The sequence below is a fragment of the Hymenobacter sp. UYAg731 genome, assembly GCF_054061335.1.
The window spans coordinates 666,880-682,185 of record NZ_JBSSEC010000002.1 but is presented as its reverse complement, the minus strand read 5'-3'; the positions used below and the strand labels follow the sequence as shown (position 1 = coordinate 682,185).

13 protein-coding genes are annotated in these 15,306 nt (G+C 61.5%); 7 read left to right on the top strand and 6 right to left on the bottom strand.

All coding sequences use genetic code 11. The features are described 5' to 3' along the window. Positions 1-13 precede the first annotated feature (13 nt). A complete protein-coding gene (gene htpG, locus ACVWYF_RS07330) occupies positions 14-1,831 on the top strand; it encodes a molecular chaperone HtpG (RefSeq protein WP_457066138.1) in 1,818 nt (605 codons plus the stop codon). Positions 1,832-1,935: 104 nt separating this feature from the next. Here htpG and ACVWYF_RS07325 read toward each other — a convergent pair whose 3' ends face one another. After that, entirely contained in the window at positions 1,936-3,006 is a 1,071-nt protein-coding gene (locus tag ACVWYF_RS07325) for a hypothetical protein (RefSeq protein WP_457066136.1), read from the bottom strand. 193 nt (positions 3,007-3,199) lie between these two features. Between ACVWYF_RS07325 and ACVWYF_RS07320 the strand changes: the two genes are divergently transcribed. Continuing rightward, on the top strand, positions 3,200-5,317 hold the full coding sequence (locus tag ACVWYF_RS07320; RefSeq protein ID WP_457066134.1) for an alkaline phosphatase: 2,118 nt from the start codon (positions 3,200-3,202) through the stop codon (positions 5,315-5,317). A gap of 121 nt (positions 5,318-5,438) precedes the next feature. Here ACVWYF_RS07320 and ACVWYF_RS07315 read toward each other — a convergent pair whose 3' ends face one another. Continuing rightward, positions 5,439-6,353, bottom strand: a complete 915-nt coding sequence (locus tag ACVWYF_RS07315) for a class I SAM-dependent methyltransferase (RefSeq protein ID WP_457066132.1) — start codon at positions 6,351-6,353, stop codon at positions 5,439-5,441. 115 nt (positions 6,354-6,468) lie between these two features. On the opposite strand from ACVWYF_RS07315, the gene ACVWYF_RS07310 reads away from it, so the two are divergent. Further along, the gene (locus ACVWYF_RS07310) at positions 6,469-7,425 is read left to right on the top strand and encodes a YpdA family putative bacillithiol disulfide reductase (RefSeq protein ID WP_457066130.1); all 957 of its coding nucleotides are present in this window, start codon (positions 6,469-6,471) and stop codon (positions 7,423-7,425) included. A 78-nt stretch (positions 7,426-7,503) separates the two neighbouring features. Here the strand turns inward: ACVWYF_RS07310 and ACVWYF_RS07305 are convergent, their stop codons facing one another. Both ACVWYF_RS07305 and ACVWYF_RS07300 read right to left on the bottom strand, forming a co-directional pair. Continuing rightward, positions 7,504-8,961: an SGNH/GDSL hydrolase family protein gene (locus ACVWYF_RS07305; RefSeq protein ID WP_457066128.1), complete on the bottom strand. Its 1,458-nt coding sequence runs from the start codon at positions 8,959-8,961 to the stop codon at positions 7,504-7,506. 33 nt (positions 8,962-8,994) lie between these two features. After that, complete coding sequence (locus ACVWYF_RS07300) at positions 8,995-10,305, bottom strand: OmpP1/FadL family transporter (protein ID WP_457066126.1); 1,311 nt, start codon at positions 10,303-10,305, stop codon at positions 8,995-8,997. A 152-nt stretch (positions 10,306-10,457) separates the two neighbouring features. On the opposite strand from ACVWYF_RS07300, the gene lptB reads away from it, so the two are divergent. From lptB to ACVWYF_RS07285, 3 genes are all read left to right on the top strand, one after another. Then, positions 10,458-11,189, top strand: coding sequence for an LPS export ABC transporter ATP-binding protein (gene lptB / locus ACVWYF_RS07295; protein ID WP_457066123.1), 732 nt, complete (start codon positions 10,458-10,460; stop codon positions 11,187-11,189). Between the two features lie 175 nt (positions 11,190-11,364). Beyond that, positions 11,365-12,915 carry a GH3 auxin-responsive promoter family protein gene (locus ACVWYF_RS07290; RefSeq protein ID WP_457066121.1) on the top strand — a complete coding sequence of 517 codons (1,551 nt, stop codon included), beginning with the start codon at positions 11,365-11,367 and terminating at the stop codon, positions 12,913-12,915. Positions 12,916-13,051: 136 nt separating this feature from the next. Next, entirely contained in the window at positions 13,052-13,285 is a 234-nt protein-coding gene (locus tag ACVWYF_RS07285) for a hypothetical protein (RefSeq protein ID WP_457066119.1), read from the top strand. Positions 13,286-13,306: 21 nt separating this feature from the next. Here the strand turns inward: ACVWYF_RS07285 and ACVWYF_RS07280 are convergent, their stop codons facing one another. After that, positions 13,307-14,089 carry a TIGR00266 family protein gene (locus tag ACVWYF_RS07280; protein ID WP_457066117.1) on the bottom strand — a complete coding sequence of 261 codons (783 nt, stop codon included), beginning with the start codon at positions 14,087-14,089 and terminating at the stop codon, positions 13,307-13,309. A gap of 152 nt (positions 14,090-14,241) precedes the next feature. Here ACVWYF_RS07280 and ACVWYF_RS07275 point away from each other — a divergent pair, with 152 nt between their 5' ends. Beyond that, positions 14,242-14,850 (top strand): toxin-antitoxin system YwqK family antitoxin, encoded by a 609-nt coding sequence (locus tag ACVWYF_RS07275; RefSeq protein ID WP_457066115.1) that lies wholly within the window; start codon positions 14,242-14,244, stop codon positions 14,848-14,850. 64 nt (positions 14,851-14,914) lie between these two features. Here ACVWYF_RS07275 and ACVWYF_RS07270 read toward each other — a convergent pair whose 3' ends face one another. Continuing rightward, positions 14,915-15,304, bottom strand: coding sequence for a hypothetical protein (locus tag ACVWYF_RS07270; protein WP_457066113.1), 390 nt, complete (start codon positions 15,302-15,304; stop codon positions 14,915-14,917). Between the last annotated feature and the right edge of the window lie 2 nt (positions 15,305-15,306).

Here is a 15,306-nt window from a genome sequence, read left to right as displayed (position 1 = left end):
TCCATCTTATATCATGCAAGAAACCGGCTCCATTTCCATCCACACCGAGAACATCTTCCCCATCATCAAGAAGTTCTTGTATTCCGACCACGAGATTTTCCTGCGGGAATTGGTCTCGAACGCGGTTGATGCCACCCAAAAGCTGAAAAGCCTGGCCCAGTTGGGCGAGTATACCGGTGAGCTCGGCGAACTGAAAGTGCGCGTGACCGTGGACAAGGAAGCGCGTAAAATCACGATTTCGGACCGCGGCCTGGGCATGACCGGCGAAGAAATCAAGAAGTACATCAACCAGATTGCCTTCTCCGGCGCCACCGAGTTTGTGGAGCAGTACAAGGAGAAGGACGCGGCCACCAAAGACCAGATTATCGGGCAATTCGGCCTCGGTTTCTACTCCGCGTTCATGGTGGCGAAGGAGGTCGAAATCTTCTCGCAGAGCTACAAGGAAGGCACCGAAGCCGCCCACTGGACCTGCGACGGCAGCACCTCTTTCACCCTGGAAAGCACCGAGAAAGCCGAGCGCGGCACCGATGTGGTGCTGAACGTGGCCGAAGACTCCGACGAGTTTTTGGAGGAAGCCCGCCTGCGTACCATCCTCACCAAGTACTGCAAGTTCCTGCCTATTCCGATTGAGTTTGAGGGCCAGCTCATCAACGACACCAACCCCATCTGGACCAAGCAGCCCAGCGAGCTGACCGATGAGGACTACAAGAAATTCTACCAGGAGCTGTATCCCATGAGCATGGACGAGCCCCTATTCTGGATTCACCTGAACGTGGACTATCCGTTTAATCTCACGGGTATTCTGTACTTCCCGAAGGTGAAGGACGAGCTCCAGTTCTCGCGCAACAAGATTCAGCTCTACTCGCGCCAGGTGTTCATCACCGACGAGGTGAAAGATGTGGTGCCCGAGTTCCTGATGCTGCTGCACGGCGTGATTGACTCGCCCGATATCCCGCTCAACGTGTCGCGCAGCTTCCTGCAGGCCGACGCGGCGGTGCGCAAAATCAATACCTACATCACCAAGAAGGTGGCCGATAAGCTGAGCAGCCTGTTCAAGCAGGACCGGCCCGGTTACGAGGAAAAGTGGTCTGATATCGGCATGTTCGTGAAGTACGGCATGCTGAGCGACGAGAAGTTTTACGACAAGGGCAAAGACTTCGTGCTGCTGAAAAACGTGGACGGCAAGCTGTTCACCATCAGTGAGTATACGGAACATATTCAGGCCAACCAGCAGGACAAGGACGGCAATACCGTGGTGCTCTACACCAACGATGCCGAGCAGCAGCACGGCTATGTGGCCGCCGCCCAGGAGCGCGGTTACGACGTGCTCAACTTCGACCACATCCTCGACCCGCACTTCATCGGCCAACTGGAGCAGAAACTGGAAAAAACCAGCTTCAAGCGCGTTGATGCCGATACCGTGAGCAAGCTCATCGAAAAGGAAGGCACCACCGAAAGCGTGCTGACCGAGGACGACTCCAAGAAGCTGGAAACAACCTTCACCACGGCCATTTCCAATCCGGCCATGCACGTGAAAGTGGCCGCCCTCAGCCCGCAGGATGCCCCGGTCACCATCACCCAGAACGAGTTCATGCGCCGCATGAAGGACATGCAGCGCACCGGCGGCGGTGGCGGCATGCAGATGTTCGGGGCCTTCCCTGAGTCGTACGACGTGACCGTGAACGCCAACCACCCGCTGGCTAGCAAAGTGCTGGCCGATGGCGGCGACCAGCTTGCCAAGCAAGCCTTCGACCTGGCCCTACTGGCCCAAGGCATGCTAAAAGGCGAGGCCCTGACGGCGTTCGTGAAGCGCAGCACGGAGCTGCTGTAATCCCAGTCACCGCTTCCGCAAATTACCAACAAAGCCCCGCTACCACACTGGTAGCGGGGCTTTGTTGTGATGCACTACCACATTAGCCGGGGATAATATCGCGGTCAAGGGGTTAAGTGACCCGCCAATGCCTTCCCAACCGCCTGCGCCTGCGCAAACCGCCGGAACTCCTTCGCCGTCAGCACGGTCACGCCCTCCTCGCTCGCCAGCCACAGCCGCTGCTGCTGGTCTACTTCCAGCAGTATGGGTTTGCCTGCGCCCGGCAGCGGGGGCAGAGGGCGCAACAGCCGTTTGGGTTCAATCTTGTCGGTGGCCGGGGTGAAGCTAGCAAAGCCGCCGGGCTCGTTGGGCAGCAGTAGCAGGCCGTCGGTGGTGGCGAAAAGGCGGCCGGTACCTGGCAGGCTGGCCACACCGAACAGCTCGTTGCCGGGCCGGCCCAGGAATTTCACGGTGGGCAGCTCGGCTTCGGCCGCGCCACGCTGGCCGCCGCCCTCAAACACACAGACGGCGTCCGACATCACCACCCAGAGGTTGCCGGCATTGTCGGGCAGCAGCTTTTCCACGATGTTGTCGGGGATTTCGTGGTTGGCCACGCCTTCCTCGTTGTAGCGCGTCCACTCCGCGCCCTGCTTGCGGCTGAGGCCGATGCTGGTGGCAATCCAGATGGAGCTGTCGGCCGTGGCCACGCCGCCGTTGATGGCGGGCGTGCGCAGCTCCTGCGTGAAACTGCCGTTGTCCCAGCGGAACACGCCCGCGCCGTTGGCACCCACCCACACCGCGCCCCGCCCATCCCGAAACAGCGCCGTAATGCCGGGCATAGCATCGGTACCGGGCAGCGCCACCGGACGCGGACGGTAGGTGGCCGTGTTCAGCCGCAACACGCCGGCCTGGGTGCCCAGCCACAAGGCCGTATCAGCCAGCGCGGCGCACTGAATAATATTGGCAACCTGCGCTTTGCGTACAAATTCCGCGCCTTCGAGCCGGAACACGCTGTGCGCCGTGATGAGGTAGGTGGCCTTGCCAGCGTGTAGCAGGGCCACCGGCTTTTCGTGGCCGGCCACGGCGTAGCGCGGGCGCGGGCGGGCCGGCGCGGTGCCCACGCTGCCCAGCAGCAGCAGGCCCAGCAGAACCAGGTGCAGGCGGGGAAATAACCAATTCGGGCGAGGTGAAAACATGGGGCTAATGAGCAGGGTAACGGGTGCCGCAAAGGTAGAATTTTCGATATAATCGGTTGGTTACATAATCGTTACCAAATGTGAAACTTGATTTTCATTCATAATGAAGGATTGATTAAGCCGTAACGCCGACCTCACGGCAGCCATGGACTTTTGTGGCCGGTAACCACTTCCCTCACTTTTTCACGGTTTTATGAAAGCGAAAGTTTTACTTACCGGCGGGCTGCTGCTCTCGGCCCTAACGGCCCACCAAGAGGCCCAGGCCCAGGCATCGGCGGCTAACAACAACGTCATCATCTACATCGGCGACGGCTTCGGGCTTGCCCCCAAAACGGCCGCCCGCATGGCCATGGGCCAGGGCAGCACGGGCAAGCGCTTCCCCTCCGATGCCGGCTTTCAGGTACTGAACCTGGACAAGCTGAAGTACAACGCCACCGTCACCACGCACTCGCTGAATTCCTGGATTACGGACTCGGCCCCCGGTGCAGCGGTGTACGCCTGCGGCAAGCCTGGCAAGCAGGACAACGAAGTGATTTCGCTGAACCCCGCCACCGGTGCGTCCATCGAAACCATTCTGGAAGCGGCGAAGAAGCAGGGCTACGCGGTGGGCCTCGTGAGCACGGCCCGCATCACGCACGCCACGCCGGCCGCCTTCGCCAGCCACATCTGGTACCGCGACTTGGAGGACTACATCTCGGCCCAGTACATCGCCTCGACCCAGGCCCAATACCAGGCCATCTTCGACAGCAGCCCCACGGCTTCGTACCGCTACACGGCGGCCCGCGATTGGGTGCTGCCCGACAAGAAAGTAGGCGTTGAGCTCGACGTGCTGCTCGGCGGCGGGGCCCGCCACTTCATGCCCCGCACCCGCACGGCGGCCAGCTCCTACGAAACCATCGTGGACCGCAACGGCGCGGCCATCATCGACCCCGCCACCGGCGTGGCCGCCACCCTGCGCGGCAACCGCGCCGATGACGTAGACCTCGTTAACTATGCCGTAACCCAGCGCAACTATGGCTACGTGAACAGCCGTGATGCCCTCAACAACATCAACCTCAGCCAGTACGGCCCCGGCGGCAAGAAGCTGCTGGGCCTGTTCAACGCCTCGCACGTTAACTACGAGCAGGACCGCCAGACCAGCGCCGCCTGGGAGCCCTCGCTGGCCGAAATGACCCACATGGCCATCGAAGTCCTCAAGGCCAAGAGCAACGGCAAAGGCTTTTTCCTGATGGTGGAGGCCGGCCGCATCGACCACCTGGAGCACGCCAACACCGGCGGCATCTCGGTGGTAGCCAACGCTGCCGGGGTCAATCAATACACCGTCGATTCTGACAAACCCACCTACGCCCCCGGCGGCGGCGAGGCCAACTATATTGCCACACCCAGCACGGTCCGCACCGCCAACGTGTACGCTTCCGACTACATGATTAAGGAGGTAATGGCTTTCGATTATGCCGTGGCCGAGGGCCGCGCCCTGCTCGCCACGCCCACCACCACCGGCAAAACCCTGATTTTTAGCACTTCCGACCACGAGTGCGGCGGCTTTGCCGTGACGGGCCTGCACGACGAGGCCGATGCCCAGGCCAACGGCACCAAAATCCGGACCTACGCGGGCCAGATTACCAAGTCGGTGGCGGCCGAAGCCGGCTACGCCACGCCCACCAATCTGGTGCGCGGCGATGGCGGCGCGGGCGGCTGGTTTCCTGATTACGTGATGAATAGCTTCCAGGGCAAGGACTATCCGCAGCCGGCTTCGGCTACGGGCAAACGCATTGTGGTGGCCTACGGCTCGAACCCCCTCACCAACGGCAACGGCACCCGCGCCAGCACCGGCGTGGGCAGCAACCAGGGCGCTACCCCCGGCAACCACACCCCGCAGGACATCTGGGTAGGAGCCGAGGATAACACCAGCCTGGCCACCGACGCGGCGGCCATCACCGGCCAGGGCCTGCTCGACAACACGTCCATCACGCCCATCATGGCCCGCTTTCTGGGCCTCACGAGCTTCTACACCACCATCACCCTGCGCACCACCCCCGGCAAAGTGGATGAACTGACCGGCATGCAGCTCAGCCCCGTGCCCTTCCTCAACCAGTTCGACATAAACTTCACGCTGCCCGCTGCCGGTGCTGTCACGGTCGAGCTATTCGACGAGATGGGCCGGCGCGTGCAAAGCGTGGTGACCAACCAAAAATTCAGCACCGGCACCCACTCCGTGGCCGTGGATGGCAGCCGCCTGCGGGCCGGCCTCTACATCGCCGCTGTCACGGTGAATGGCCAAGTAGTGAGCAAGCGTACCATTAAGCTGTAACGCGGACTTTTAGTCTGCGAGTTGGCGTAATGCCAAAACGCCTGAAGCAGTCGTTGCTTCAGGCGTTTTTTGTGTCTGAATTTCGTGGTATCGGTGTACTCGCGGACCCACAGAGTCCGCGTTACTTCACGTTCCGCGCCACCACAAACATCCGGTCCCCGAACCGGCCGGTCAGCTTGTTCAGGTAGTACGTGGGGTACTGCCCGGCCAGCTTGCTCACCTTCTCCACCACGCTGCCACCCAGACGAATATTCTTCGGCGGCTTCACCGGATTCAGCAGTTCCACTACCTCAAAACCCTGCTTCTTGAGCATTTTGGTGATGGTAGCCGGCGTGAATTCAAATAAATGATAGGGTGGAATGTCCATCTTGCGCTCCTTGCCCAGCGCCCCGTAGGCCGCGAACCCCAGGCGCACGGTGGGCAAATTGAGGGTAGCCGGCAGGGCCAGCACCAGCAGCCCGCCCGGCTCCAGAATGTGGTGGAATTTGGCTAGCGTGGCGGCGGGGGAGAGCAGGTGCTCCAGCACGTCGCCCATGTAAGCCAGGTCGAACTGGTTTTCGTGGAAATCCTCGGTGGTTTCGATGTTGCCCGTCACCACGGGCAGGTGCAACTCGCGGCGGGCAAAGTCGGCGGCGTGCTCCGATATTTCCAGGCCGTGGGCTTCCCAGCCCAGCGCCTCCAGGCTTTTGAGGGTGTAGCCGGGGCCACAGCCCACGTCGAGGTAGCGAAACTTGCGGCCGGGGTACTTGGCCAGGATGTAGTTCGTGAACTTGTCGGGCCGAACCTGGTTTAAAGCAGCCTGCTTCTGGCCTTCCTCGATGAACACGACCTCCTGCTGGGTCCGGTCGTAGTTGGGGCGCTCGGTGAAATAGTCTTTCCCGTAGAGCCGTTCCAGCTGCGCAGGCGTGGGCTGAGGGTCGAGAAACATCAGGGCGCAGCTGCGGCACTGGGTACCTTGTAGCCGCTGGCCTTCAAATTCGTAGTAAAAGGGCAGCTTCTTAAAATCGGTGCTGCCGCACAAGTCGCAGGTACGCATAGCGCAAAGGTAGGGGCGCATATTTGCGTCTCTGCGTCTGGCCCGGTTGTTTTAAAGAGGAAACATCCTCATTTACTGTTCAACGATAAGGCGCGAATACGCGTCTCTATATTATATGCTCGACGTTCTCATTATCGGAGCCGGCCCCGTGGGCCTGGCCTGCGCCCTCGAAACCCAGCGCAAAGGCCTCAAAGTGGCCATCATCGAAAAAGGCGCGCTGGTGAATTCCCTGGTGGGCTACCCCACCAACATGGAGTTTTTCTCCACGCCCGAGCTGCTCGAAATCGGCGGCTACCCCTTCCCCACGGCCCACTACAAGCCCCTGCGCGAAGATGCCCTCGACTACTATCAGCGCGTAGCCCGCGACGAAAAAATCGACATTCGCCTGCATGAGAAAGTGCTGAGCCTGAGCGGCGAGCAGGATAATTTCATCATCACTACTGACAAAGGCACAATCCCGACCCGCAACGTTATCGTGGCCACCGGCTTCTACGATTTGCCCAACCCGCTCAACGTGCCTGGCGAAGACCTGCCCCACGTAAGTCACTACTACAAAGAGCCCTACCAGCATGTGATGCAAAATGTGGTCGTCATAGGGGCCAAAAACTCTTCGGCCAAAGCCGCCCTGCAAATGACCCGCGCCGGGGCCAAGGTCACGCTCATTGTGCGCGGCCCCGCCATCAGCGACTCCGTGAAATACTGGATTCGCCCCGACCTCGTCAACCGCATTGCCGAAGGCCGCATCACGGCGCACTTTAACACCACCATCACCGCCATTACCCCGGCGGCCATCGAAGTCCTCACGCCCGACGGCCCCCTCACCATCCCCACCGATTTCGTGTACGCCCTCACCGGCTACCACCCCGACGAGGCCTTGCTCGGCCGCCTCGGCGTGGAGCCTGACCCGGCCGACGAGGCCCGCGCCCCGCTCTTCGACCCCGCCACCCACCAAACCACCCGGCCCGGCCTGTTCGTAGCCGGCACCGTGTGCGGCGGCCGCGCCACCAGCCGCTGGTTCATCGAAAACGGCCGGCACCACGCCCAGCTTATCGCAGCGTACCTGGCAGATTAGCTCAACGCATGGTTAACAAAAAAGCGCCTCCCTGATTCAGGGAGGCGCTTTTTCAGGTCATCTTATTCGGCATATTCCTTAGTTGGGGAACTTCACGCCGCGATATTTCGTGGCATCCACGCCGGGGACTGCGGCACCGTAATAGGCATTGATGGACTTAATCATCTCATTGGCTACCACGGCGTAGCCGCGGGGCGTGGGATGCACACCATCCAGCGAAAACAGGTTGCCGGACACAAACGCCGCGCTGTTGTTCACCGTGTTGATAACCACGCCGGTGCGCGCAATGCCGTTGAAGAAGGTGTTGGCATCGAATACTGCCAAGCCCTTCTGGTTGGCCACGCTGGTGATGACGGCATTCAGGTCCGTGGTGGCTTTTTGTACGTTGCTCACTTCCACGGCATCCAATACCAGGCTGCTAGGCAGTGGGTTGGCCGGGGCCGCTACGAGCAAGCCTGCGGCCTGTGGCGCCGCCAGACCCGTGATAACGATGCCCAGGCCCCGGGGCAGCGGGTTGGTCGTGGTAGAGGGCGTGTTGATAACGGAACTGGCAGGCAGCAGCAGCAGGTCGGCCGCCGTGGCTTCGCGCGTCACGGTTGCCGTGCCCGCTGCGTTGAGGGCCTGGATGAAAAGGCCAAAGCGGATAGTAGCGACCTGCGTCGGAGTCAGGCTCAGGCCGGCCGTGAGGGCGGCGATGGTGGCAGCAGGCACGGGGGCGCTGCTAATTTGGGCGATGGTACTAGCCGTGGGCACCGTAGTGAACAATGGGACGTTGGTCACGTTCGGAATCGTGGCCACCAGGCCCTTGGCTCCGCCGGCCGTCAGCACGTTGGTGATGGCCGTGTATTTGGTGGTGAATTCGGCCACCGGCGTGAGGGGCGCGGCGGTGCCGCCCGAACTGGCATAGCCCAGCACGTCATTGTTGCCCAGCCAGTTGGTGAAGAACGTGGGCTTGAGGGTATTTACCCGTTCCTGCACGTAGTCCTGGTAGGAGATGGCCGCGTTGGATGCGCCCAGCAGGCGCTCAAAGTAATTATTGAAGCCAAGAGGATTGTTAAAGCCATAGCCGGGCGTCTGAATGTCGGCCACCCGAATGCCAGGAACCCCCAGGTTCTGGTTGTTAGCAGTCGATTTAGTCAGCAAATTAGTTCCGGCCGCTTGGCTACCATTCACCACGGCCAAGCTGCTGGTTTCGGCTCCCAGCGTGGGGGAGCCGGCGGCGGTGAAGGCCGTAATTTTCAGGTAGCCCGAGCCATTGGACTGGTTGGCTCCGTCGAAGAGCGGCTGCACGAAGGCTCCGCCGCCCACTTGCGCAAACTGCCCGGCCAGGATGGACGGGTACGAGTTCTGCTGGCCTTCCAGGTACAGGCCGTTATCGCCGTAGCCGGCCGTGAGCGAGTTGCCCACCGCGATGTACGTAGTGAAGCTGGCCGAGCCGGCGCTCGGTTTCGGGTTGGTAATGTCTGGCTGGCAGCTGGCCAGCGCCAGGCCCATGAGCCCCAGCGCCGGAGCGGTACGTTTGATAAACAGGTTCATATCAGCGAGAAGTTAAAGTTGGGTGGGAAGGGGTTAGAACTTGTAGTTCAGGCCGATGCCGGGAATGAAAATATCGGTGCGGTACGTGCCCGCAACCCTGTCAGTGGTGCCGTTGTCTAGCAGCTGGCCCTGGGTCTGGCTGCGCTGGCGGAAGGCTTCAAACAGGAAAGAGCCATCGACCCCGAAGTGCTCCGTAACCTGGTACGACAGCCCGGCTGTGGCCTGAATGCGGTCGGCATCCGGCGTTTCGGGGCCTACGTAACCGTCCTTCACAGCCGAGAAGTCATAGGCCGTGCCCAGACGCACCGTCAGCTTATCGTCCACTTTGTACTGGCCGCCGAGGCGGAAAGCCAGGGCATCCTGGTAGGAGCGCTTCGAGGTGCTGAAGTTGTTGCCGCCCACCAGACCGGTGTTGGCGTCGGTGGTCGTGCCGGCGTTGCCGTTATTGCCACTGAAGTTGAAATCCAGGTTGCGGTAAGCGCTCCAGAACGTGAGCGAGGCATCAATGCCAATGGTCAGTTTCTCGGTGGGCATCACGCCCACCCCAATGCTGGCCACGGCCGGCAGCGGCAGCGTGGCCGTGAAATTGGTGGCCGTGAACTGGCGGTTCACGAGGGCCGCGCTGGCACCCGTGGCTAGGCCCGAATACGTCACCGACCCGTTATCCACCGTCGCGTCAATCTTCGAGCGGTAGCTCACGCCCGCGCTCAGCTTGTCCGACGGCTTAAAGAAAATGCCGGCGTTGTAGCCAAACTGGGTCTTGGTCTTGCCATCGAGGGTGATGTGGCCGGGGCCGGTGGGCAGCGGCAGGTCCTTCTGCAAATTCACCGAGCCGTAGGCCAGAATCATCAGGCCCGCGCCCACGCTCAGCGTGGGGGTGATGGCGTAGGAAGCGGTGGGCTGCACGTACACCGATTGCAGCGTGATTTCGGTGAGGGCATAGCGGCCTTCCCAGCCGTCGGCGTACTTCAGGGTACTGCCGTAGGGCGTGTACACGGCCACGCCAAACTTATACTTGGCGTCTTTGGGGCCGAAGCCGGCGTAGAAGTTGAAGGGAACCACCAGCTTGTTGTCGAGCTGGCGCTGCGGGCCGCCCACGTCGCTGCGGAAGCTGGAGCGGGCCAATGCGGCGTTCACGCCCACCTGCACGCCGTTGTCGCGCACCATGGCCAGGGCACCGGGGTTGTAGAACATCGCGGCCTGGTCGAGCGACAAGCCCACTCCGACACCGCCCATGCCGATGTTTTTCTGCCCGCCCAGGTTCACCTGGAAGCCACTGGCAGACGCGGCCGACGCGCTGACCAGCAGCGTGCCCCCCGCAAGGAGTAGTGTTTTTACCGTCATAAAAAAAAGAAAAATTAGGTGGGTTAGGTTGTGGGCTTAAAAGTAACGGAAATTTTCACGCCATTTGTTAGGCAAGCCGAATATTTTATCCCGTTCACAATCGTTTGGTGCGGCATTCGCCTACCCTCCGCCCAACCCGTACCTTTGCCCGTATGATTCTTCGCGCCGACCACCTCGTCAAAAAATACAAAGCCCGCACCGTCGTCAACGACATGTCGGTGACCGTGGAGCAAGGCGAAATCGTGGGCCTGCTCGGGCCGAACGGGGCCGGCAAAACCACCTGCTTCTACATGATGGTGGGCATGGTGAAGCCCAACGGCGGCCGCATCTTTCTGGATAACACCGAGATAACCACCATGCCCATCTACCAGCGCGCGCGCCTCGGGGTGGGCTACCTGGCCCAGGAAGCCAGCGTGTTCCGCGACCTGAGCGTGGAGGAAAACATCATGGCCGTGCTCGAAATGACCAGCATGAAAAAGCAGGCCCGGCAGGACAAAGTGGAAGAAATGCTCGAAGAGTTCAGCCTGACCCATGTGCGCAAAAATCTGGGCAAAGTATTGAGCGGGGGCGAGCGCCGCCGCACCGAAATAGCCCGCGCCCTGGCCGTGGACCCCAAATTCGTCCTCCTCGACGAGCCCTTCGCCGGCGTCGACCCCATCGCCACCGAGGAAATCCAGGGCATCGTGTCCAAGCTCAAGCACCGCAACATCGGCGTGCTCATCACCGACCACGACGTGAACTCCACCCTTAGCATCGTGGACCGTGCCTACCTGCTTTTCGAAGGCAAGCTCCTCAAAGCCGGCACCGCCGAAGAACTGGCCGGCGATGAAACCGTGCGCCGCGTGTACCTGGGCAAGAATTTCGAGTTGAAGCGGAATGTGTGAAGCGCAACATTGGCTAGACCGTCTCGGAAGGCCGTCATGCTGAGCCTGCCGAAGTATCTCTACCGCGCAACCAACTCTTTCGATTGGGTTAGTATTGCAGTAGAGATGCTTAGGCAAGCTCAGCATGACGGCCCTGTTTATTCTTAGCTAATTCTATCTAATAACATAACTGCCTATGCTCGACCAGCTAGTCGCCCATGCCGTTCAGCTCAGCAGCCTGTCGCGGCTGGCCCGCATCCGGCAGCAGCCGCACGAGGTGCAGGCGCGGCTGCTGCGGGGGCTGCTGCGCCGGGCGCAGGGCACGGAGTGGGGCCGGCGCTACGGCTTCGGGGAGCAAATGACGCCTGCCGACTTTTCCCGGCGCGTGCCCACAAGCACTTACGAGCAGTTGTATCCGGAGCTGGAAAAGGTGCTGCGCGGCCAGCCCGACGTGCTGTGGCCCGGCCGGCCGCAATGGTTTGCCAAGAGCAGCGGCACCACCAACGCCCGCAGCAAGTTTATCCCCGTCACGGCCGAGGCCCTGCACCACTGTCACTACCGCGCCGGGCGCGACATGCTGGCCCTGAGTACGCACCTCTACCCCCGCGAGCGGCTGCTGGCCGGCAAAACCCTCTCGCTGGGCGGCGCGCACGTGCCTAATCCGTTCCGGCCCCACGAGCCGGCCTCACGGGTGGGCGATGTGTCGGCCGTCATCATGGCGCAGCTGCCGGGCTGGGCCGAACGGCTGCGCACGCCGCCGCTCCAACTGGCCCTGCTGGACGAGTGGGAGGAAAAGATTGAGCGCATTGCGGCCCACGCCCTGCGGCAGGATGTGCGCGTGCTGGCCGGCGTGCCCACCTGGATGGTGGTACTGCTGCGCCGCGTGGTGGCCCTGGCCGGGGCCGATAACATTACCGAGGTGTGGCCGCAGCTGCGGCTGTTTCTGCACGGTGCGGTGGCGTTTGGGCCGTACCGCGAGCTGTTTCGCCAGCTCATTCCCGATGCGCGCATGCGCTACCTCGAAATCTACAACGCCTCGGAGGGCTACTTTGCGCTGCAGGACGAGCCCGACAGCGAGGACCTGCTGCTCCTGCTCGACCACGGCATCTACTACGAATTCCTGCCCGCCGACCAGTGGGCCGCATCCGACCCACGTCCCATCCCCCTGGCCGCCGTAGAGTTGCACCGGCCCTACGCCCTGGTCATCAGCACCAATGCCGGCCTGTGGCGCTACGTGGTGGGCGACACCGTGCGCTTCACCTCGCTGGCTCCGTACCGGGTGCGCATCACCGGCCGCACCAAGCACTTCCTCAATGCCTTTGGCGAGGAAGTGGTGATTGAAACCGCCGAGGCCGCCGTGGCTGCCGCCAGCCACGCCACCGGCCTGCTGGTGCGCGATTTCACGGCGGCCCCGGTCTGGTTCACGGCCGACAGCGCCACCTCACGGGGCGGCCACGAGTGGGCGATTGAGTTTGCTGAACATCCCACCGCACCCGATATGGCCCGGTTCGGGGCCGTGCTCGATGCCACGCTCTGCGCCCTGAACTCCGACTACGCCGCCAAGCGCCACCGTAGCCTGGCCCTGGCCCCGCCCAGGGTGCGGGCCGTGCCCGGCGGCACCTTCGAGGCGTGGCTGGCCCACCAAGGCAAGCTGGGTGGCCAGCACAAGGTACCACGCCTGCTCAACTCGCGCGAAGTGCTGGAGGCGGTGTTGCGGGCCGCCAGCGTAGCGGCGGGACTGGCATAGTAATCAATTCTATAGGCTTTCTGTGCCCGTTTACCGGGCCAATTATGCGTTTGGCATAGTATACTTGGATTTTAGTCGAATTCGGCTACTATATATTGGATTAAAAGTGGTAATATTACCGTCATATTCCCACCAAATGTCCTATACCACCGAATTGTCAACTGCGCGAAAGTCAGCTTATAAACGCCCTTATAAGTCCCGGCAGCAGCGCCGCGAAACCGACCGTCGTAAGCACGACGAATCCAGCGACGTTAAATTCCTGGTGCGCGTGGCTGTGGCCGTGGCCCTCGTGCTGGCCGTGGCCCTGGCATTTATGCTCAAAGGCTCAATGAGTCCCGCCGAGCCCGTCGCTATCGAAGCGCCGCAATAGCGGCCGTTGGGCCGTCTCCGGCTACTCGTCCATCATCCCGCCGAGCAGGCCGCCCAATACGCCTCCGCTTTCCTTCTGGGCATTGCCGCCGCCCGGTGCCAGCGCCCGGATGAGCTTTTTGACGGGCATGGATTGCAGCCATACGCGGCCACTGCCGCGCAACGTGGCCAGCAACAGCCCCTCACCGCCAAATATCATTGACTTGAGGCCACCCGCCCGGGCTACGCTAAAGTCGATGCCCGGCTCAAAGGCCACCACGCAGCCGGTATCCACGCGCAGCAGCTCGTTGTTGAGGCGCTTCTCGATGATGGTGCCGCCCGCGTGTACGAAGGCTTTGCCGTCGCCGGTCAGCTTCTGGAGGATGAAGCCCTCGCCGCCAAACAGGCCGGCCCCGAATTTCTGGTTGAAGTGCAGGCTGATTTTGGTGCCTCGCGCGGCGGCCAGAAAGCCGTCTTTCTGCACAATGAGGCCGGCGGGCATCTCCCGCAAATCAACCGCGATGATGGTGCCGGGATAGGGGGCCGAGAAGGCCACCTTGCTCTTGCCGAAGCTGCCCCGGTGCGTGAAGTGCGTGAGAAACAGCGACTCGCCGGTAATAAGGCGCGTGCCGGCCGAGAACAGCTTGCCCATCAGGCCCTGGTCGGGTTCGGAGCCGTCGCCCATCTTGGTTTCAAACGCAATGGCTTCTTCCATGTAGACCATGGCCCCGGCCTCGGCAATGACCGTCTCATTGGGGTCGAGTTCAATTTCGAGCACCTGGATATCGGAGCCGAGGATGCGGTAGTCAACGTCGTGGGAAGTCATAGCAGGAGCGGGTAAGGAATTGGTACGGCCAAAGATATAGGTGAAGGGCTATTTGCAGCGAGCGGATGGCGACGGGCACAATATTTTTTCGCGGGTGCGTTGAAAGAGCTTCAATTAACTAACTTTATAGTTAACTGCTTTCTTTTCCGCCTATGGCTTCCTTTCGACTCCCTTTATTACTTGTGTTCAGTGGCTTGCTAAGCGGCTGCGCCGGCTCGCGTTTCGCGCTGGCACCGCCCGCGTGGGCCATCTGGCTACCCAACCGCTTCGACCGGCACGGCCTCGAAACCGGTCGCTGGCGCACCTACTACGACGATGGCCGCCACCGGCCCTACACGGCCGGACGCTACCGCCACGGCCAACCGGTGCGAACCTTCCGCTACTACGGCCCGACGGGTCAGCTCGACCGCACCGAAACCTACCGACAGGAAGGCCACTGCGAAGTGAGCTACTGGCACCCCGGTGGGCAGCTGGCCCGGCGTGGCCCCGCCCAGTGGGTCACTGGCAAGGGCCAGGCCCCCCGCTTCTACTGGTACGGCACCTGGACGAGCTACGAGCCCGGCGGACAGGTTTCGGCGGTGCAGACCTACGTCGATGGCAACATTACCCGGGCCGAAACCTACGAAAACGGCCAGCTCACGCAGGTCGAAACCTTCGATAAGAACAAGCGTACCCGCCTCGAAACCTACGCCGACGGCCAGCTCATCAAGGTAGAATCCTTTGAGAAAGGCCTGCGCACCGGCACTACCAGCACGCTGTGAAACAGTGGTTAATGGTTAAGTCTTTACTATTAACCGTTAATCACTCATCATTAACTACTAAAAATTACTCCTCCGGCGGCAGCTCGCCCCGGGTTTCGGCGGCTTCCTTGTCGGGGTCGCCTACGGTTTTTTTGCGTTTGGCCTCGCGGCTGGTGCGCTTGATGAAGTCTTCGTCCGATTCCTCGGGCTCGGCCTGGCCGTCTTCGATGGGGAAGTTGGCGTCTTCGACCTCGTCATCGCCAGGCTTTTCACCGAACTGGCCGGCACGGTCCACCAGCTTTTTATCGCGCACATGGCGGCCCAGAAACTGGTTTATCTGCTCGATGGAGTAATTCGACGTGATTTCGCCCAGTGGGTTCACCCCAATCTCAAAGCCTTCCAGCTCTTTGTGAACGCGGGCTTTTTTGGCGGGGTCGGTGGCAGCTTTCTTGGGTTTGACGGGTTTCTTGGCCATGA

What these genes read in the sequence shown, in the direction of transcription:
- htpG (WP_457066138.1), top strand. Translation starts at nt 14, where the DNA reads ATGCAAGAAACCGGCTCCATTTCCATCCACACCGAGAACATCTTCCCC.
- ACVWYF_RS07325 (WP_457066136.1), bottom strand. Translation starts at nt 3,006, where the DNA reads ATGTTTTCACCTCGCCCGAATTGGTTATTTCCCCGCCTGCACCTGGTT.
- ACVWYF_RS07320 (WP_457066134.1), top strand. Translation starts at nt 3,200, where the DNA reads ATGAAAGCGAAAGTTTTACTTACCGGCGGGCTGCTGCTCTCGGCCCTA.
- ACVWYF_RS07315 (WP_457066132.1), bottom strand. Translation starts at nt 6,353, where the DNA reads ATGCGTACCTGCGACTTGTGCGGCAGCACCGATTTTAAGAAGCTGCCC.
- ACVWYF_RS07310 (WP_457066130.1), top strand. Translation starts at nt 6,469, where the DNA reads ATGCTCGACGTTCTCATTATCGGAGCCGGCCCCGTGGGCCTGGCCTGC.
- ACVWYF_RS07305 (WP_457066128.1), bottom strand. Translation starts at nt 8,961, where the DNA reads ATGAACCTGTTTATCAAACGTACCGCTCCGGCGCTGGGGCTCATGGGC.
- ACVWYF_RS07300 (WP_457066126.1), bottom strand. Translation starts at nt 10,305, where the DNA reads ATGACGGTAAAAACACTACTCCTTGCGGGGGGCACGCTGCTGGTCAGC.
- lptB (WP_457066123.1), top strand. Translation starts at nt 10,458, where the DNA reads ATGATTCTTCGCGCCGACCACCTCGTCAAAAAATACAAAGCCCGCACC.
- ACVWYF_RS07290 (WP_457066121.1), top strand. Translation starts at nt 11,365, where the DNA reads ATGCTCGACCAGCTAGTCGCCCATGCCGTTCAGCTCAGCAGCCTGTCG.
- ACVWYF_RS07285 (WP_457066119.1), top strand. Translation starts at nt 13,052, where the DNA reads ATGTCCTATACCACCGAATTGTCAACTGCGCGAAAGTCAGCTTATAAA.
- ACVWYF_RS07280 (WP_457066117.1), bottom strand. Translation starts at nt 14,089, where the DNA reads ATGACTTCCCACGACGTTGACTACCGCATCCTCGGCTCCGATATCCAG.
- ACVWYF_RS07275 (WP_457066115.1), top strand. Translation starts at nt 14,242, where the DNA reads ATGGCTTCCTTTCGACTCCCTTTATTACTTGTGTTCAGTGGCTTGCTA.
- ACVWYF_RS07270 (WP_457066113.1), bottom strand. Translation starts at nt 15,304, where the DNA reads ATGGCCAAGAAACCCGTCAAACCCAAGAAAGCTGCCACCGACCCCGCC.